Raw genomic sequence first — 15116 nt, 5'->3', positions numbered from 1 at the left:
GTATGGCCGGACCGGGCGGCAGTGGGACCGGCCCGTGGGGGCAGCGGCTACCCTTACCAAGGCTGCCTGTAGCCGCTCATTCAGACGAACTCGAACAATTGGGGATGTTGCGCTGTGTTTGACACCCTGAGCGACCGGCTCTCCGGCATCTTCTCCAAGCTGCGGAGCAAGGGCCGGCTCACCGACGCCGACGTGGACGCCACCGCCCGGGAGATCCGGCTGGCGCTGCTGGAGGCGGATGTCGCCCTGCCGGTGGTGAAGGCCTTCATCTTCCGGCTCAAGGAGCGGGCGCGCGGCGCGCAGGTCTCGCAGGCGCTCAACCCGGCCCAGCAGATCATCAAGATCGTGCACGAGGAGCTGGTCGCGGTCCTCGGCGGGCAGGCGCGGCGGCTCCAGTTCGCCAAGCAGCCGCCCACCGTGATCATGCTGGCCGGTCTGCAGGGTTCCGGTAAGACCACGCTCGCGGGCAAGCTCGCCCGGTGGCTCAAGGCCCAGGGCAACCAGCCGCTGCTGGTCGCCTGCGACCTCCAGCGCCCCAACGCCGTCAACCAGCTGCAGGTGCTCGGCCAGCGCGCGGGCGTCGAGGTGTACGCGCCGGAGCCCGGCAACGGCACCGGCGATCCCGTACAGGTCGCCAAGGACTCGATCGAGCACGCCCGCCGCCACATGCGCGACATCGTGATCGTCGACACCGCCGGCCGCCTCGGCATCGACACCGAGATGATGGCGCAGGCCGCCGCTATCCGCGACGCCGTCAACCCCGACGAGGTCATCTTCGTCATCGACGCGATGGTCGGCCAGGACGCGGTGGCCACCGCGACGGCGTTCCGCGACGGCGTGGGCATCAGCGGTGTCGTGCTCTCCAAGCTCGACGGCGACGCCCGCGGCGGCGCCGCGCTGTCCGTGCGCGAGGTCACCGGCCAGCCGATCCTGTTCGCGTCCACCGGCGAGAAGCTGGAGGACTTCGACGTCTTCCACCCCGACCGGATGGCCAGCCGCATCCTCGGCATGGGCGACGTGCTGACCCTCATCGAGCAGGCCGAGCAGGCCTTCGACGAGGAGCAGAAGGAGAAGATGGCGGCGAAGCTGCTCGGGGGCGAGCAGTTCACGCTGGAGGACTTCCTCGACCAGCTCATCGCCGTACGCCGGATGGGCCCCATCGCGAACCTGCTCGGCATGATGCCGGGCATGGGCCAGATGAAGGACCAGCTGGCCGAGCTCGACGACAGCCACTTCGACAAGGTCACCGCGATCATCCGCTCGATGACCCCGGGCGAGCGCAGCACCCCGAAGATCCTCAACGGCTCGCGCCGGGCCCGTATCGCCCGCGGTTCGGGTGTCACCGTCACCGACGTGAACCAGCTGCTCAACCGCTTCGAGCAGGCGCAGAAGATGATGAAGCAGATGGGCGGCATGATGGGCCTGCCCGGCGGCGGCCGCCGCAAGGCGACCAAGTCGCCGAAGAACAAGCGCAAGGGCACCAAGGGCGGCGGCGGTGGCGGCGGTCGTTTCCCGGCCGGCCTGCCCGGCATGGGCGGCATGCCGCAGCTTCCGCCGGGTATGGACCCGGCCGCGCTGGAGCAGCAGATGGGCATGGGCGGCGGCAGCCCGTTCAAGGCCCCGAAGCTCGACTTCGGCAAGCTGATGAAGGGCGACGACAAGGACAAGTAGGTCCTCGCCGCACGGAGTTTTTCGAAGATCGCCACCTCAGGGTCCGCTACCGGTCACCCCCCGACGCCGGGCCTGAGGTGGCGATCTTCGTCTGCATGGGATCGATGCATGCAGTCGGGGAGGCGCCGGCACAGATGCTGACTGCCATCAACTCAGCTGTGCCGACGCCCCGCGCCTGCATCCATTATCGAACACATGTTCGAACGAACGCAAGGGATCGCCCTCGATCCACTGCTGCGTCAGCCTCCCGGGTGACCCGCGACCTGTCCGGCCGTCACCGCGGACTTGCTCCGGACTCGCGCGACCGCGCGGAGCCCGACGGATCCGCTGGACCGCCCACGGACAGCGCCGCGCGTAGCCGGGCCAGCTCGGCCTCGGTGCCGATGGCGGCGCGGTGCTCGGGGTGCTCGGCGTAGTGCCTGCTCGCCCGTGTCAGGAAGGTCTCGGCGACGTGCACGAAATTCTTGGCGATCCGCAGCTGCCGAGGCTGCCCGCCTGCTCGGGGCACTGCCAGCACGAGTCTCGTCGCGGTGGTTCCCAGGGCGTCGGCGGCCTGCTCCGCCCAGGTCACCCGGCCGGTACGCCACATGTTGCGGAACTCGATCCCCGCCGGGGTCAGAGTGACCGCCGGTCCATGCAGCAGCACCCATCCGCCCGAGATCACGGCCAGGGCGAGAAAGACGCCAGCGGTGGCGAGATCGAGGCCGGAGGCCGCACGCTCGCCGACCCCGAGCACCCTGGCGAGGCTGCTGCTTCCGCCCGCGCCGGTCCAGGCCATCACGACGAGCAACCCGATCACGGGGGAGGCGGGCGCGACGAAGCCGTCCCCGGTCGCGACGAAGGAGGCCGGGATCGGCCGCCCGCGCATGACGACCAGCAGGTATCCGCCGATCGGCGCGAGCTGGCCGAGCAACGTCAGCCCGAGGACGGCGATCGTGAACACACCGCCGGGGAGGCGATCTGCCATGACGAGCTGGTCCACTGCCAGGTTCCGGCCGAGCTGCAGGACGAACCCGGCCAGCGCGAAACCGACGACGGTGATCCGGAACCGGGCGAGGGGCGACATGGCGCACACCGTAGTCGGGGTGATCCACGCCAGCCTGGCGGCCTGCGGCGGCAGCGTGCCGTTCGCGGCCGCTATGCGATGACCTGGCTCTCGTCCGTCGTCCCGCAGACCTGTCGCAGGCGCTGCAACTCGGTCTCGGTGCCCACGGCCGGCCGGTGCTCCGGATGGAACGTGTAGTGGTGCACGGCCGCGATCAGGAACGCCGTGTCGACGTGGGACAGGTCCACCGGCAGGTTGTGCCAGCGCACCCGGCCCGGCTGGATCTCGCGTACGTAGAAGGTCGTGTCGCCGGGCGCGGGCGGCAGCGCGTCGCCCCGGGCGACGGCGTCCCATCGCACCAGCGTGCGCCGCCAGCCGCCCAGGATCAGGTGATCGGGGGTCAGCCGGACGACCGGCCCGGGGCGCAGCGCGCCGGCGACCATGGTGCCGCCGACCAGCAGCAGCAGGACGCCGAGCGGCAGCATGAGGTGATCGGTGAGCAGCTGCCGCCCGTGGTCGCCGGACTCGGTGACCGGCACCGCGAACGCCAGCAGGCCGAACATGATGATCCGGCGGCCCGCGAGCGCGGACACGGGCGCGTCGAAGCCCCCGTCGCGCACCAGGAACGAGGCGGGCCGGGACCGGTGGCGGCGGGCGAACCACTCGTACGCGGCGTACGGCAGCACCAGCGCGGCCAGCAGCGGCAGCAGGAAACCGACCAGCAGGGCCAGCGGGTAGCCCAGCCGCTCGGGCCCGTACGCCTGCCAGAGGAACGGCTGGGCCTGCCGCAGCAGTACCCCGACGGTGAGCAGGCACAGCGCGACCTGGCGGAACGGGGGCAGGGGCGACATGGCGCACACCCTAACCACCGTGATCAACCGTGTGGCACAGTGCCAGCATGGCGACGGCGCTGCATGTGCGGGGCGTGGTGCTCCCCGACGACGAGGTCCGCGATCTGTGGCTGGTGGGCGACCGGGTGTCGCTGACCCCGGTGCCGGGGGCGCAGACGATCAGCGACGGCGGCTGGGTGCTGCCCGGTCTGGTGGACGCGCACTGCCACATCGGCATCGCGCCCGGCGGGGCCCCGGTGACCAGCCTGGACCAGGCACGGGAGCTGGCGATCACCGACCGGGACGCCGGGGTGCTGGCGATCCGGGACGCGGGCTCGCCGTTCCCGTACACCGAGCTGGACGACGACCATGACGTGCCGCGGCTCGCCCGCGCGGGGCGGCACGTGGCGCCGCCGCGGCGGTACCTGCCCGAGATCGGGGTCGAGGTGCCCGCCGACCAGGTGGTCGCGGAGGTGACCCGGCAGGCGGCCGCGGGCACGGGCTGGGTGAAACTGGTCGGCGACTGGATCGACCGCGACCGCGGCGACCTGGCCCCGGCCTGGGACGAGGCCACGCTCACCGCGGCCGTGGCCGCGGCGCATGCCGCCGGGGCGCGGATCACCGCGCACTGCTTCGAGGAGTCGAGCGTCGCGACGCTGGTACGCGCGGGCATCGACTGCGTCGAGCACGGGACCGGCCTGTCGACCGACCTGCTCGACGAGATGGCGCGCCGGGGCACCGCCCTGGTCCCCACGATGATCAACATCGAGACGTTCGGGCACATCGCCGAGCGGGCCGAGGCGAAGTTCCCCGGGTACGCCAAGCACATGCTGGCGCTGCGCGACCGCTTCCCGGCATTGGTGTCCGCGGCGCACGAGGCCGGGGTGCCGATCTACGTCGGCTCCGACGCGGGCGGCGGCATCGCGCACGGGCTCGCGGCCCAGGAGATGCTGCGCCTGCACGCGGCCGGCATGTCCGCGTCCGACGTGCTCGCGGCCGGCTCCTGGCGCGCCCGCGACTGGCTCGGCTTCCCCGGCCTCACAGACGGCGGCCTCGCCGACCTGACCGTCTACGCCGAAGACCCCCGCGCTGACCTGCGCACCCTCCTCGCCCCCCAACGCATCGTCCTCCGCGGCCGCGTCATCCGCTGACCCGCCCCGCCCCGCCCCGCCCCGCCCCGCACCGCTCCGGATCGGCGCTGCAGTTTCCAGGAAAGTGCACGAACCGAGGTGCCGATGGCTGCACTTTCCTTGAAACTGCAGCCAGGTGCGATCCCGGCCCGCCGAGGTCGGGCGAGGGCGGGCGCGCTCCGGGCGGGCGGGCCTTGATCGTTCGAGTTGCCGGGCAGGTGTGCGTATCTTGAGGGCGTTTTCGCACAGGTGCCTGGCAAGTCGGGCGATCTTGAACACATCGGGCGGGCGGCGGCGGGGTGGGACACGGGCGGGCTGGGGGCAGTGAGGGCTGGGCGGGTCAGTAGGATGACCCGCTATGGCGCGTGTGCTCACTCCCCGGGCGGAAGACTTTCCCCGCTGGTACCAGGACCTGATCTCCAAGGCTGAGCTGGCCGACAACGGCCCGGTCCGGGGCACCATGGTCATCCGACCGACGGCGTACGCCATCTGGGAGCGGATGCAGGCCGACATGGACACCCGGATCAAGGCGGCGGGCGCGGAGAACGCGTACTTCCCGCTGTTCATCCCGGAGAGCTACCTCAAGCGCGAGGCCGAGCACGTCGAGGGCTTCTCGCCCGAGCTCGCGGTGGTCACCCACGGCGGCGGCAAGCAGCTGGCCGAGCCGGTCGTGGTGCGCCCCACCAGCGAGACCGTCATCGGCGAGTTCATGGCCAAGTGGGTCGACTCCTACCGTGACCTACCGCTGCTGCTCAACCAGTGGGCCAACGTGGTCCGCTGGGAGATGCGCCCGCGGGTCTTCCTGCGCACGTCGGAGTTCCTGTGGCAGGAGGGGCACACCGCCCACGCCACCGAGGCCGACGCCAAGGACTACACCCTGAAGATCCACCACGAGGTGTACGAGCGCCACATGCGTGACCTGCTCGCCATCCCGGTGGTGCTGGGCCGCAAGACCAACCGCGAGCGCTTCGCGGGTGCCACCAGCACGTACACGCTGGAGGCGATGATGGGCGACGGCAAGGCGCTGCAGATGGGCACCTCGCACGAGCTCGGCCAGAACTTCGCCAAGGCGTTCGACATCGGCTACTCCTCGCAGGCCGGCACCCGCGAGTTCGCCTGGACGACCTCGTGGGGCACGTCCACCCGTATGCTCGGCGGCCTGATCATGTGCCACGGCGACGACAACGGCATGCGCATCCCGCCCGCGCTCGCGCCGGTCCAGGCCCTGGTGACGGTGGTCAAGGAGACCGACGGCTCGATCACCTCCGCCGCCCGCACGCTGGTCGAGGACCTGGCCGCGGCCGGGGTCCGGGTGAAGCTGGACGACCGGGTCGACACCCCGTTCGGCCGCCGCGCCGTGGACGCCGAGCTGAAGGGCTACCCGGTCCGGGTCGAGGTCGGCCCGCGCGACCTGGCCGAGGGCCGCGTCGTGCTGGTCCGCCGGTTCGACGGCTCGAAGACCCCGCTGCAGCTCGGCGAGGCCGTCGGTGCGGTCACCGCGGCGCTGGAGGCCGACCAGAAGGCGCTGTACGACGAGGCCCTGGCCCGCCGGGAGGCGAACACCGTCGAGGTGTCCACCCTGGACGAGGCCATGGAGGCGGCCGGCACCGGCTGGGCGCGGGTGCCGTGGTCCGCGGTCGGTGTCGACGGCGAGGCGCTGGCCAACGAGCGCGCCATCACGGTGCGCTGCCTGTTCCGGGCCGACGGCTCGATCCCGGCCTCGCAGGACGAGCCCGACCTGACCGCGATCCTGGCCCGCTCGTACTGACCCGAACGACACGAAAGCGGCCCCCGGTCAGGCTCCGGGGGCCGCTTTCGCCGTCTCACGCGGCCGGCTGCTCCGGCAGGCGCGACAGGATCACACCGAGCGTGTCCTTGATCTGCGATACGTCGGTCTTCAGGCCGGCGACGTCGGTCTTCAACCCGGCGACGTCATCGTCCAGTGCCGAGAAACGCATGTTCATCTCGGTGCGGGTGTCCTCAAGATCGCGCCGTAGCGCGGTCAGGTCGGACCGGTGCTGCTGGTGGTACACGGTGTGCCGCTCCAGCATCGCGGTGTGCTTGCGCTGCGTCTCGGCGATCTGGCCGACCTGCACGATGACCGTGGTCGCATCCTCGTCGATCTTCTGGATGCGCTGGTGTTCGGCGTGCTGGTGCTGTTCGACGGGAATCGACATTCCCACGTCCTCCTGAGTGTGGCTGCAAAGGAACTACTCAGGAGCGGCCCCCACTCCCATCCGGTCCGGTAGCCGGTGGTGAGCCGCCCATTCCGCTCTTTCGAAGCGGCCGGGGGTCTTGCGGTGGTGCTGTCGCGACGGCTCGACTCTAGTGTCGTACGACTTGGTCAATCAAGTTCTTCGCTAGGGTTGGCACATGCGTTTCGAACCCGGACGGGTGATCCTGCACCGCCACTTCCACGGCCACCGGATCGGCCTGCTCAAGACGGCGGTGGTCGTCGCCGACGACGAGCAGGGCCTGCTGCTGTGGGTGCCCCGCGGCGCCCCGATGCTGGACCGGCTGGCCGTCGACCGGCGCGGCCTGCGGGCCATGCCGTTCTCGGAGTGGATCGAGACGGAGACGAAGCTCTGGGAGGTCACCTGGTCGGGGCCGAGCCTGCTCAAGTGGCTGCCGCGCGGCGAGGACCACTCGGTCTGGTTCTTCCGCGACGATGCCGGCCGGTTCACCCGGTGGTACGTGAACCTGGAGGAGTCCGGGCAGCGCTGGGACGACGGCCACGTCGCCGGGGTCGACATCGTGGACCAGGACCTCGACATCGTCGTGACGCCCGACCGGTCCTGGCGGTGGAAGGACGAGGAGGAGTTCACCGAGCGCCTGGCCTACCCGCAGCACTACTGGGTGGCGGACGGTGAGGCGGTGCGGGCCGAGGGCGAGCGGGTGGTCAAGCTGATCGAGGCGGGGGCGTTCCCGTTCGACGGGACGTGGTGCGACTTCCAGCCCGACCCGGCCTGGACGGTGCCCGCCGAGGTCCCGGCCGGCTGGGACCGTCCGCGCGAACGAGCCTGACCCCCGGCGTGCCCCCTGGGCGGCGACAATCGCCGGTAATGTCCCGGCCCATGCACTTCGAGACGGGGCAGACCGTGCTGCGGCGGTGCTGGCGCGGCGGGCGAATCACGTTCCTCCAGGCCACCACGGTGGTCGAGGACGGTGAGCGGGGCCTGCTGCTGTGGCTGCCGGCCGGCACGACGTACTGGCGGATCATGACCGAGGACGGCCGCAGCCATCACGACGGCACCCTCGACGAACTGGGCCCGGACGCCGCTCTGCGACCGCTGACGTGGGCGGGCAACGACCTGCTGATGTGGCAGCGGCTGGGGGAGCCGTGGTCGGTGTGGTGGTTCTTCCCGGGTGGTGAGTTCGGCAGCTGGTACGGCAACCTGGAGGAGCCTTTCGTCCGCTGGCGCGACGGGGACGTCTGCGGCGTGGACTTCGCCGACAACGCGCTCGACGTGCTGGTGGAACCGGACCTGAGCTGGCGCTGGAAGGACGAGGCCGAGCTGGCCGCCAAGACCGGTCACGCGGATTACTGGGACGAGGCGGGCGCGGCGCGGATCCGGGCAGACGGGGCGCGCCTGATCGAGATCGCCGAGGCGGGGGCGTTCCCGTTCGACGGGACCTGGTGTGATTTCCGTCCCGACCCCGCCTGGCCGGTGCCGCGACGCACAGCGGGTTGGGACCGCCCGCGCGCGATCCGTCCGGTTCCGTCTGGCACAATGGCTAGCTGATATTCGGTGCGTTTCCGGCTGCCCTCTAACTTCCGGGGCGCGGCGATGTCTCGAGCAACGGAGCCCGGCAACCCCACGCAGGGCGATGGCGCTCACCTCAATCCCACAGGAGCGTAAAACCGTGGCCGTTCGTATCCGGCTTCTGCGGATGGGCAAGATCCGCAACCCGCAGTACCGCATCGTCGTCGCCGACTCGCGCACCAAGCGCGACGGCAAGGCGATCGAGTTCATCGGCATCTACCAGCCGAAGGAAGACCCTTCGGTGATCGAGGTCAAGTCGGACCGGGTGCAGCACTGGCTGTCGGTCGGCGCGCAGCCGAGCGAGTCCGTGATCGCGATCCTCTCCAAGACCGGCGACTGGCAGAAGTTCAAGGGCCTGCCGGCCCCGCCGCCGCTGCTGGTGGCCGCGCCGAAGGCCGACCGCAAGTCGACCTACGAGGCCGCCGCCCAGGCTGCCGCGGGCCTCGAGCCCGCCAAGGCCGCCCCGGCCAAGAAGGCCGCGAAGGCGGAGAAGGTCGCCGAGCCGGCGGCCGAGGCCAAGGCTGAGGAGCAGACTGTTGCGGCCGGCGACGAGCAGCAGAGCTGACGCCGCGCTCCGGCCCGCGCTGGAGCACCTCGTCAAGGGCATCGTGGACCACCCGGACGACGTCCGGGTGCGTCTGGTCGACAACCGCCGCGGGCCGCGGCTGGAGGTCCGGGTTCACCCCGAGGACCTCGGCACGGTCATCGGCCGGGGTGGTCGCACCGCACGGGCCCTGCGCCAGGTGGTCGGCTCGGTCGGCGGCAAGGGCATCCGCGTCGACATCGTCGACGCGTTCTGACGGCGGATCAGCAGTCACATGCTTCTGATCGTCGGACACGTCATGCGCGCGCATGGCATCCGGGGCGAGGTCCTGGTGCATCCGCGCACTGACGAGCCCGCGTTGCGCTTCGCGGTGGGCTCGACGTTGATCGTCGAGCCCACCGTGGCGGGACTGCCGGGCAAACTGACCGTGCGGGAGGCGCGCCCGCACTCGGGCGAGCTGATCGTCACGTTCGCGGAGATCCCGGACCGCAACATGGCCGAGCTGGCCAAGAGCGCGGTCCTCAACGTCGACTCCGCCGAGGTGCCGACGCCGGAGGACCCGGACGAGTATCTCGACCACCAGCTGGTCGGGCTCGACGTGGTCACCGTCGGCGGCGAGCCGCTGGGCAAGGTGCTCCGCATCGACCACGCACCCGCGTCGGATCTGCTGGTGGTGCGCATGCCCGACGGCAGGACCGGCCTCATCCCGTTCGTCAGCGCCATCGTGCCCGAGGTGGACGTGGCCGGCGGCCGGATCACCGTCGACCCGCCCGGCGGGCTGTTCGACCTGTGACGGGCAAACGCGTCGACGTCGTCAGCATCTTCCCGGAGTACTTCGCCCCGCTGGAGCTGTCGCTCATCGGCAAGGCGCGCACCACGGGGATCCTCGACCTGCACCTGCACGATCTGCGCACCTGGACGCACGACGTGCACCGCACCGTCGACGACACCCCGTACGGCGGCGGGCCGGGCATGGTGATGAAGCCCGAGCCTTGGGGTCAGGCCCTGGACGAGCTGGTGCCGCAGGGCACGCCCGCGCGGCTGGTGGTGCCCACCCCGGCCGGCGCCCCGTTCACCCAGGCCACCGCGTACGAGCTGGCAGCCGAGTCGCACCTGGTCTTCGCGTGCGGCCGGTACGAGGGCATCGACCAGCGGGTGCTGGACCACGCCGCGGAGCGCATGCCGGTCAGCGAGGTGTCGCTGGGCGACTACGTGCTCTTCGGCGGCGAGGTCGCGGTGCTGGTGATGCTGGAGGCGATCACCCGGCTGATCCCGGGCGTGCTCGGCAACGCCGACTCGCTGGCCGACGAGTCGCACGCGCACGGGCTGCTGGAGACGCCGGCCTACACCAAGCCGCCGTCGTGGCGCGGGCACGACGTGCCCGACATCCTGCGCTCCGGCGACCACGGGAAGATCGCCCGCTGGCGGCGCGACCAGGCGCTGCTGCGTACCGCCGCACGCCGGCCGGACCTGCTGGCCGCGCTGGACCCGGCCTCGCTCGACAAGCGTGACCTCGCTCTACTCGACGAGGCCGGATTTCCGGCCCGCCGGGTCGATGTGGCAGAGTAGAGGGGTTGCCGTCCGCGGACGGTGACACTGCCGTCGGTCGGGCACGCCGTGCGCGACGACGAGGACTCAAGCCGACCACCGCTTCGCGCGGCCCGAGCCTGGGTCAGTATCGCCCACACGCGCACCGGCAGCCGGTGCGCTGAGATTCAAGGATGCAGCGATGCAAACGCTGGACGTACTCGACGCCGCCTCCCTGCGGACCGACATCCCCTCGTTCCGGGCCGGTGACACCGTCAAGGTGCACGCCCGGGTCGTCGAGGGCAACCGGTCCCGTGTGCAGGTCTTCCAGGGCGTCGTGATCCGCCGCCAGGGCTCCGGCCTGCGTGAGACCTTCACGGTCCGCAAGCTGAGCTTCGGTGTGGGTGTCGAGCGCAGCTACCCGCTCCACGGTCCCGCCATCGACCGCGTCGAGGTCGTGACCCGTGGTGACGTGCGCCGCGCCAAGCTCTACTACCTGCGCGACCTTCGCGGCAAGAAGGCGAAGATCAAGGAGCTGCGCGAGGCCAAGGTCGCCTGAGACCTCGTCCTCGACGATCACGGGCGGTGACACCTTCAGGTGTCGCCGCCCGTTCGTGTTTCCGGCGCTTTGTTAAAGCTCGTATCACAGCCTGACGGGGACTCCCGAAAAGTTCTCTGTTCTTCTAGGCTTGCGGCCGACATCCAGTGGCGAACTTCACGAGCGGCGGCAGTTGTGGCACTCCTCCCCAGCAGCAGGCACGACGAGATCACGGGCGAGCAGTGGAAGAAGCGCCGACGCCGCCGGGGCCGGGGCCGCAAGGGCATGCCGCTGTGGCAGGAGCTTCCGCTGCTGCTGGTGGTGGCGTTCTGCTTGGCGGTGCTCATCCGCACGTTCCTGATGCAGGCGTTCTACATCCCGTCCGGCTCGATGGAGGACACCCTCCTCGTCGGCGACCGCGTCCTGGTCAACAAGGTGGTGTACGAGTTCCGCGACCCCGAGCGCGGCGAGGTCATCGTCTTCAAGGGCCCCGACAACTGGGCTCCGGAGAACGGCGCGGACCCGGACGCGGGCTTCTTCTCCAAGCTCGGCCGCACCGTCGGCGACCTCGTCGGCATCAGCCAGCCGGGGGAGAAGGACTTCATCAAGCGAGTCATCGGGCTGCCCGGTGACCGGGTGTCCTGCTGCGACGTCGACGGTCGGATCTACGTCAACGGCGTGCCGATCGACGAGCCGTACGTGATCCGCAACTCCCCGCGCGGTGACAAGGGCGACAAGACCTGCAACACCCGCGACTTCGACGAGGTCATCGTCGAGCCCGGCATGCTGTTCGTGATGGGTGACCACCGCCTGGTGTCACAGGATTCACGCTGCCAGGGGCAGGTGCCGATCGACGACGTCATCGGCAAGGCGATGGTCGTCGCGCTGCCGTTCAGCCGCTGGGGCTCGGTGGCCCACCAGGAGGTGTTCGACAAGGTGCCCGACGCCGACCTGGCGGCGGGCGCGGCCGGGCCGGACCCCGGCGCGTCGGTGTCGGTGGCGCTGCCACTGCTGCTCGGCGCGGTGGTGGTACGCCGCAGGCTTACACGCGACAGGGCAACACAGCTCGGGTGATCGTCGTTTTCAGTTTCGCCGCGTAGGCTCCCTGCGTGATTGACGAGCAGACCAAAAGCAGCAAAGGGTCGTTCTGGCGCGAGCTGCCGATCCTGCTGGGTGTGGCCATCATCGTGGCGTTCCTGGTGCGGCAGTTCGTGGTGCAGACGTTCTTCATCCCCTCCGGGTCGATGGAGCACACCCTGGACCTCGACGACCGGGTCCTGGTCAACAAGCTCGTCTACGACTTCCGGGCACCGGAGCGCGGCGAGATCATCGTTTTCGTGTCGCCCCAGAGCTGGCGCAACACCCCGGAGCACGAGGACTACATCAAGCGGGTGATCGGTGTGCCCGGCGACCGCGTGGTCTGCTGCGACCCGCAGGGCCGCATCCAGGTCAACGGCCACCCGCTCGACGAGCCGTACGTCTACCCGGGCAACAAGATGGCGCCCGAGGAGTTCGACGTCACCATCCCCGAGGGCCGGCTGTGGGTGATGGGCGACCATCGTGAGGCCTCCGGCGACTCGCTGGCCAACTACAACAACCACGGCCAGAACATCGAGGAGGCCACGATCCCGCTGGACTCGGTGATCGGGCGCGCGTTCGTGCTGTTCTGGCCGTTCAGCCGGACCACCTGGCTGACCGTGCCGGACACGTTCGCGGGAGTGCCGGAGCCGACGTCCGGAGGCTGACACCGGGCGAGCCGGGGGCCACCGGTTCCCGGCTCGCCGCGTAGGCTCCGGCACATGATCGACGACGAGAAGAAGAAGCCGCGCGGCGGCCGGGGATCGTTCTGGAGAGAACTGCCGGTGCTGCTGGTGGTGGCCCTCGTCGTCGCCCTGCTGGTGCGGCAGTTCGTGGTGCAGACCTTCTTCATCCCCACCGGCTCGATGGAGCAGACGCTGCTCGTCGACAACCGGGTGCTGGTCAACAAGCTCGCCTACGAGTTCGGCGAGCCGGCCCGCGGCGAGATCGTCGTCTTCGAGGCCCCGCTGACCTGGCGCAGTTCGGTGGAGCAGGAGGACTTCATCAAGCGGATCATCGGCGTGCCCGGCGACCACGTGGTCTGCTGCGACGCCCAGGGCCGGATCACCGTCAACGGGCAGCCGCTGGACGAGCCGTACGTCTATCCCGGCAACAAGATGGCCCCGCAGAAGTTCGACATCACGGTGCCCGCGGGCCGGGTCTGGGTGATGGGCGACCACCGCGAGGCCTCGGCGGACTCGCTGGCCAACTACAACGGCCACAACCAGGACATCATGCAGGCGACCATCCCGCTGGAGGCACTGGTCGGGCGGGCCTTCGTGCTGTTCTGGCCGTTCGGCCGGGCCACCTGGCTGACCGTGCCGGAGACCTTCGCGGCCGTGCCGGGGCCGTCGCCCGCCGCCTGAGGCCGGCCGCGCCCGGCGTGTGCCTGGCGGGCCGCACGAATTAGGCTGCATGTCATGCAGGTGGAGCGCCGGTCGAGGCGGGCCGGACGGGTGCTGTTGGTGGACGCCGCCGGGCGGCTGCTGCTGTTCCGCGGCAGCGACCCCCGTCACCCGGACGTGCACTACTGGTTCACCCCCGGTGGCGGCCTCGACGACGGCGAGACGACCGCGCAGGCGGCGGCCCGGGAGCTGTACGAGGAGACGGGTCTCGCGGTGCCCTCGGCCGAGCTGGGCCCCGTCGTGCACTCGGAGGTCGCGGAGTTCTCCTTCGACGGCGTCGCCTACCGCCAGGAGCAGGACTTCTATCTGGTACGGGTGCCGCAGTGGCGCGTCGACACCAGCGGCTTCGACGAGGTCGAGCAGCAGTGGGTGCACGCCCATCACTGGTGGAGCGTGCCGGAGTTGCGGGAGACGGCCGAGGTCCTCTACCCGGCCGACCTGGTCGCGGTGCTCGACGGCGCGGGGGTCGGCCCGTGCTGAGCCCGTCGCGTCCGGTGCTGCGCGTGGACGGCGGCGTCTACGCCCTGGAGCGCGCGCTGCAGCGCCGCGGCTTCGCGGTGGTGGCCGGAGCCGACGAGGCGGGCCGCGGGGCCTGTGCGGGGCCGCTGGTGGCCGCGGCGGTGGTGCTGCCCGACAGCAAGCGCGCGGAGATCGAAGGGCTGACCGACTCGAAGTTGCTCACCCCGGCCACCCGGGACCGGATCTTCGACGTGGTGCGGGCGACCGCCCTGGCGCACGCCGTGGTCGTCATCGAGCCCGAGGAGATCGACCGGCGCGGGCTGCACGTGTGCAACGTCGCGGCGATGCGACGCGCGCTGGCGGCGCTGACCACGCGCCCGGCGTACGTGCTGACCGACGGCTTCCCGGTGGACGGGCTCGGGGTGCCCAACCTCGCGGTGTGGAAGGGCGACCAGGTCGCGGCCTGTGTGGCGGCCGCCAGCGTGCTGGCGAAGGTGTCGCGTGACCGGATCATGACACAGCTCGATATGGTGTATCCGCAGTACGGCTTCGCGCTGCACAAGGGGTACAGCACCGCCGAGCACCAGGCGGCGCTGACCGAGCACGGGCCGAGCCCGGTGCACCGCCGCTCGTACCAGAACGTGGCACGGGCGGAGCGGGGACGAAACGGGCAGCGCGGGGTGGCCGAGCTGACGGCGTCGACCGGCCTCCGTGGCTAAACGCGCGCCGCTGGGCGCGGCGCGGTACGGTTCATCGGCAGGATGTGGGCCGCAGGAGGGCGAACGATGAGCGCAGAGGATCTCGAGAAGTACGAGACCGACATGGAGCTGCAGCTCTACCGGGAGTATCGCGACATCGTGCGCCAATTCTCCTACGTGGTGGAGACCGAGCGCCGGTTCTACCTGGCCAACCAGGTGGACCTGCACGTGCGCAACTCCGACGGCGAGGTCTACTTCGAGGTCGAGATGCACGACGCCTGGGTCTGGGACATGTACCGTCCCGCCCGCTTCGTGAAGAATGTCCGCGTGATGACCTTCAAGGACGTCAACGTCGAGGAGCTGGAGAAGCCCGACATCTCGCTGCCCACCGAGGGCGGTTTCTGAGCACCCGGCTCTAGCACACCGG

Annotated in this window: 19 protein-coding genes; 16 read left to right on the top strand and 3 right to left on the bottom strand. The window is 70.6% G+C overall.

The annotated features are described in order from the left end of the window. The first annotated feature begins 114 nt into the window (after positions 1-114). Positions 115-1671 (top strand): signal recognition particle protein, encoded by a 1557-nt coding sequence (gene ffh / locus AB0B66_RS00170; RefSeq protein WP_360520425.1) that lies wholly within the window; start codon positions 115-117, stop codon positions 1669-1671. A 274-nt stretch (positions 1672-1945) separates the two neighbouring features. Here ffh and AB0B66_RS00165 read toward each other — a convergent pair whose 3' ends face one another. Together AB0B66_RS00165 and AB0B66_RS00160 are read right to left on the bottom strand one after the other, a co-directional pair. Further along, positions 1946-2737 carry a hypothetical protein gene (locus AB0B66_RS00165; protein ID WP_360520422.1) on the bottom strand — a complete coding sequence of 264 codons (792 nt, stop codon included), beginning with the start codon at positions 2735-2737 and terminating at the stop codon, positions 1946-1948. Between the two features lie 71 nt (positions 2738-2808). Beyond that, complete coding sequence (locus AB0B66_RS00160; protein ID WP_360520419.1) at positions 2809-3567, bottom strand: hypothetical protein; 759 nt, start codon at positions 3565-3567, stop codon at positions 2809-2811. Positions 3568-3614: 47 nt separating this feature from the next. On the opposite strand from AB0B66_RS00160, the gene AB0B66_RS00155 reads away from it, so the two are divergent. Together AB0B66_RS00155 and proS are read left to right on the top strand one after the other, a co-directional pair. After that, entirely contained in the window at positions 3615-4697 is a 1083-nt protein-coding gene (locus tag AB0B66_RS00155) for an amidohydrolase family protein (RefSeq protein WP_360520416.1), read from the top strand. Between the two features lie 337 nt (positions 4698-5034). Continuing rightward, positions 5035-6444: a proline--tRNA ligase gene (gene proS, locus AB0B66_RS00150; protein ID WP_360520413.1), complete on the top strand. Its 1410-nt coding sequence runs from the start codon at positions 5035-5037 to the stop codon at positions 6442-6444. A 55-nt stretch (positions 6445-6499) separates the two neighbouring features. On the opposite strand, the gene AB0B66_RS00145 is transcribed toward proS, so the two are convergent. Next, positions 6500-6853 (bottom strand): hypothetical protein, encoded by a 354-nt coding sequence (locus tag AB0B66_RS00145; RefSeq protein WP_360520410.1) that lies wholly within the window; start codon positions 6851-6853, stop codon positions 6500-6502. Positions 6854-7049: 196 nt separating this feature from the next. On the opposite strand from AB0B66_RS00145, the gene AB0B66_RS00140 reads away from it, so the two are divergent. The 13 genes from AB0B66_RS00140 (at position 7050) to AB0B66_RS00080 (ending at position 15094) form a co-directional block, all read left to right on the top strand. After that, positions 7050-7700 (top strand): DUF402 domain-containing protein, encoded by a 651-nt coding sequence (locus AB0B66_RS00140; RefSeq protein WP_360520407.1) that lies wholly within the window; start codon positions 7050-7052, stop codon positions 7698-7700. A 50-nt stretch (positions 7701-7750) separates the two neighbouring features. Then, entirely contained in the window at positions 7751-8419 is a 669-nt protein-coding gene (locus AB0B66_RS00135; RefSeq protein ID WP_360520404.1) for a DUF402 domain-containing protein, read from the top strand. Positions 8420-8540: 121 nt separating this feature from the next. Beyond that, the gene (gene rpsP, locus AB0B66_RS00130) at positions 8541-9005 is read left to right on the top strand and encodes a 30S ribosomal protein S16 (protein ID WP_360520401.1); all 465 of its coding nucleotides are present in this window, start codon (positions 8541-8543) and stop codon (positions 9003-9005) included. After that, complete coding sequence (locus AB0B66_RS00125) at positions 8977-9240, top strand: RNA-binding protein (protein WP_120318507.1); 264 nt, start codon at positions 8977-8979, stop codon at positions 9238-9240. The genes rpsP and AB0B66_RS00125 overlap by 29 nt, the downstream gene beginning before the upstream one ends. Positions 9241-9258: 18 nt before the next feature. Continuing rightward, on the top strand, positions 9259-9777 hold the full coding sequence (gene rimM, locus AB0B66_RS00120) for a ribosome maturation factor RimM (RefSeq protein WP_360520397.1): 519 nt from the start codon (positions 9259-9261) through the stop codon (positions 9775-9777). Next, a complete protein-coding gene (gene trmD, locus AB0B66_RS00115) occupies positions 9774-10553 on the top strand; it encodes a tRNA (guanosine(37)-N1)-methyltransferase TrmD (protein WP_360520394.1) in 780 nt (259 codons plus the stop codon). The genes rimM and trmD overlap by 4 nt, the downstream gene beginning before the upstream one ends. A 160-nt stretch (positions 10554-10713) precedes the next feature. Continuing rightward, complete coding sequence (gene rplS / locus AB0B66_RS00110; RefSeq protein ID WP_360520391.1) at positions 10714-11070, top strand: 50S ribosomal protein L19; 357 nt, start codon at positions 10714-10716, stop codon at positions 11068-11070. A 174-nt stretch (positions 11071-11244) separates the two neighbouring features. Continuing rightward, complete coding sequence (gene lepB / locus AB0B66_RS00105; protein WP_360520388.1) at positions 11245-12123, top strand: signal peptidase I; 879 nt, start codon at positions 11245-11247, stop codon at positions 12121-12123. A 35-nt stretch (positions 12124-12158) separates the two neighbouring features. After that, positions 12159-12794: a signal peptidase I gene (lepB, locus tag AB0B66_RS00100; protein WP_360520385.1), complete on the top strand. Its 636-nt coding sequence runs from the start codon at positions 12159-12161 to the stop codon at positions 12792-12794. A 54-nt stretch (positions 12795-12848) separates the two neighbouring features. After that, positions 12849-13493: a signal peptidase I gene (gene lepB / locus AB0B66_RS00095; RefSeq protein ID WP_360520382.1), complete on the top strand. Its 645-nt coding sequence runs from the start codon at positions 12849-12851 to the stop codon at positions 13491-13493. A 54-nt stretch (positions 13494-13547) separates the two neighbouring features. Further along, positions 13548-14012, top strand: a complete 465-nt coding sequence (locus tag AB0B66_RS00090) for an NUDIX domain-containing protein (RefSeq protein WP_360520379.1) — start codon at positions 13548-13550, stop codon at positions 14010-14012. Continuing rightward, positions 14006-14710 (top strand): ribonuclease HII, encoded by a 705-nt coding sequence (locus tag AB0B66_RS00085; protein ID WP_360520376.1) that lies wholly within the window; start codon positions 14006-14008, stop codon positions 14708-14710. The genes AB0B66_RS00090 and AB0B66_RS00085 overlap by 7 nt, the downstream gene beginning before the upstream one ends. A 66-nt stretch (positions 14711-14776) precedes the next feature. Continuing rightward, positions 14777-15094, top strand: coding sequence for a DUF2469 domain-containing protein (locus AB0B66_RS00080; RefSeq protein WP_020523399.1), 318 nt, complete (start codon positions 14777-14779; stop codon positions 15092-15094). Positions 15095-15116: the final 22 nt, after the last annotated feature.

This window comes from Catellatospora sp. NPDC049111 (assembly GCF_040648615.1).
In the GTDB taxonomy this organism is placed as follows: Bacteria; Actinomycetota; Actinomycetes; order Mycobacteriales; family Micromonosporaceae; genus Catellatospora; species Catellatospora aurea.
The sequence above is the reverse complement of the archived record's forward strand: the minus strand, read 5'-3'. Positions and strand labels throughout refer to the sequence as shown.

What these genes read in the sequence shown, in the direction of transcription:
- AB0B66_RS00145 (WP_360520410.1), bottom strand. Translation starts at nt 6,853, where the DNA reads ATGTCGATTCCCGTCGAACAGCACCAGCACGCCGAACACCAGCGCATC.
- AB0B66_RS00155 (WP_360520416.1), top strand. Translation starts at nt 3,615, where the DNA reads ATGGCGACGGCGCTGCATGTGCGGGGCGTGGTGCTCCCCGACGACGAG.
- lepB (WP_360520382.1), top strand. Translation starts at nt 12,849, where the DNA reads ATGATCGACGACGAGAAGAAGAAGCCGCGCGGCGGCCGGGGATCGTTC.
- proS (WP_360520413.1), top strand. Translation starts at nt 5,035, where the DNA reads ATGGCGCGTGTGCTCACTCCCCGGGCGGAAGACTTTCCCCGCTGGTAC.
- AB0B66_RS00080 (WP_020523399.1), top strand. Translation starts at nt 14,777, where the DNA reads ATGAGCGCAGAGGATCTCGAGAAGTACGAGACCGACATGGAGCTGCAG.
- rimM (WP_360520397.1), top strand. Translation starts at nt 9,259, where the DNA reads ATGCTTCTGATCGTCGGACACGTCATGCGCGCGCATGGCATCCGGGGC.
- AB0B66_RS00140 (WP_360520407.1), top strand. Translation starts at nt 7,050, where the DNA reads ATGCGTTTCGAACCCGGACGGGTGATCCTGCACCGCCACTTCCACGGC.
- rplS (WP_360520391.1), top strand. Translation starts at nt 10,714, where the DNA reads ATGCAAACGCTGGACGTACTCGACGCCGCCTCCCTGCGGACCGACATC.
- AB0B66_RS00165 (WP_360520422.1), bottom strand. Translation starts at nt 2,737, where the DNA reads ATGTCGCCCCTCGCCCGGTTCCGGATCACCGTCGTCGGTTTCGCGCTG.
- AB0B66_RS00135 (WP_360520404.1), top strand. Translation starts at nt 7,751, where the DNA reads ATGCACTTCGAGACGGGGCAGACCGTGCTGCGGCGGTGCTGGCGCGGC.
- AB0B66_RS00160 (WP_360520419.1), bottom strand. Translation starts at nt 3,567, where the DNA reads ATGTCGCCCCTGCCCCCGTTCCGCCAGGTCGCGCTGTGCCTGCTCACC.
- AB0B66_RS00090 (WP_360520379.1), top strand. Translation starts at nt 13,548, where the DNA reads ATGCAGGTGGAGCGCCGGTCGAGGCGGGCCGGACGGGTGCTGTTGGTG.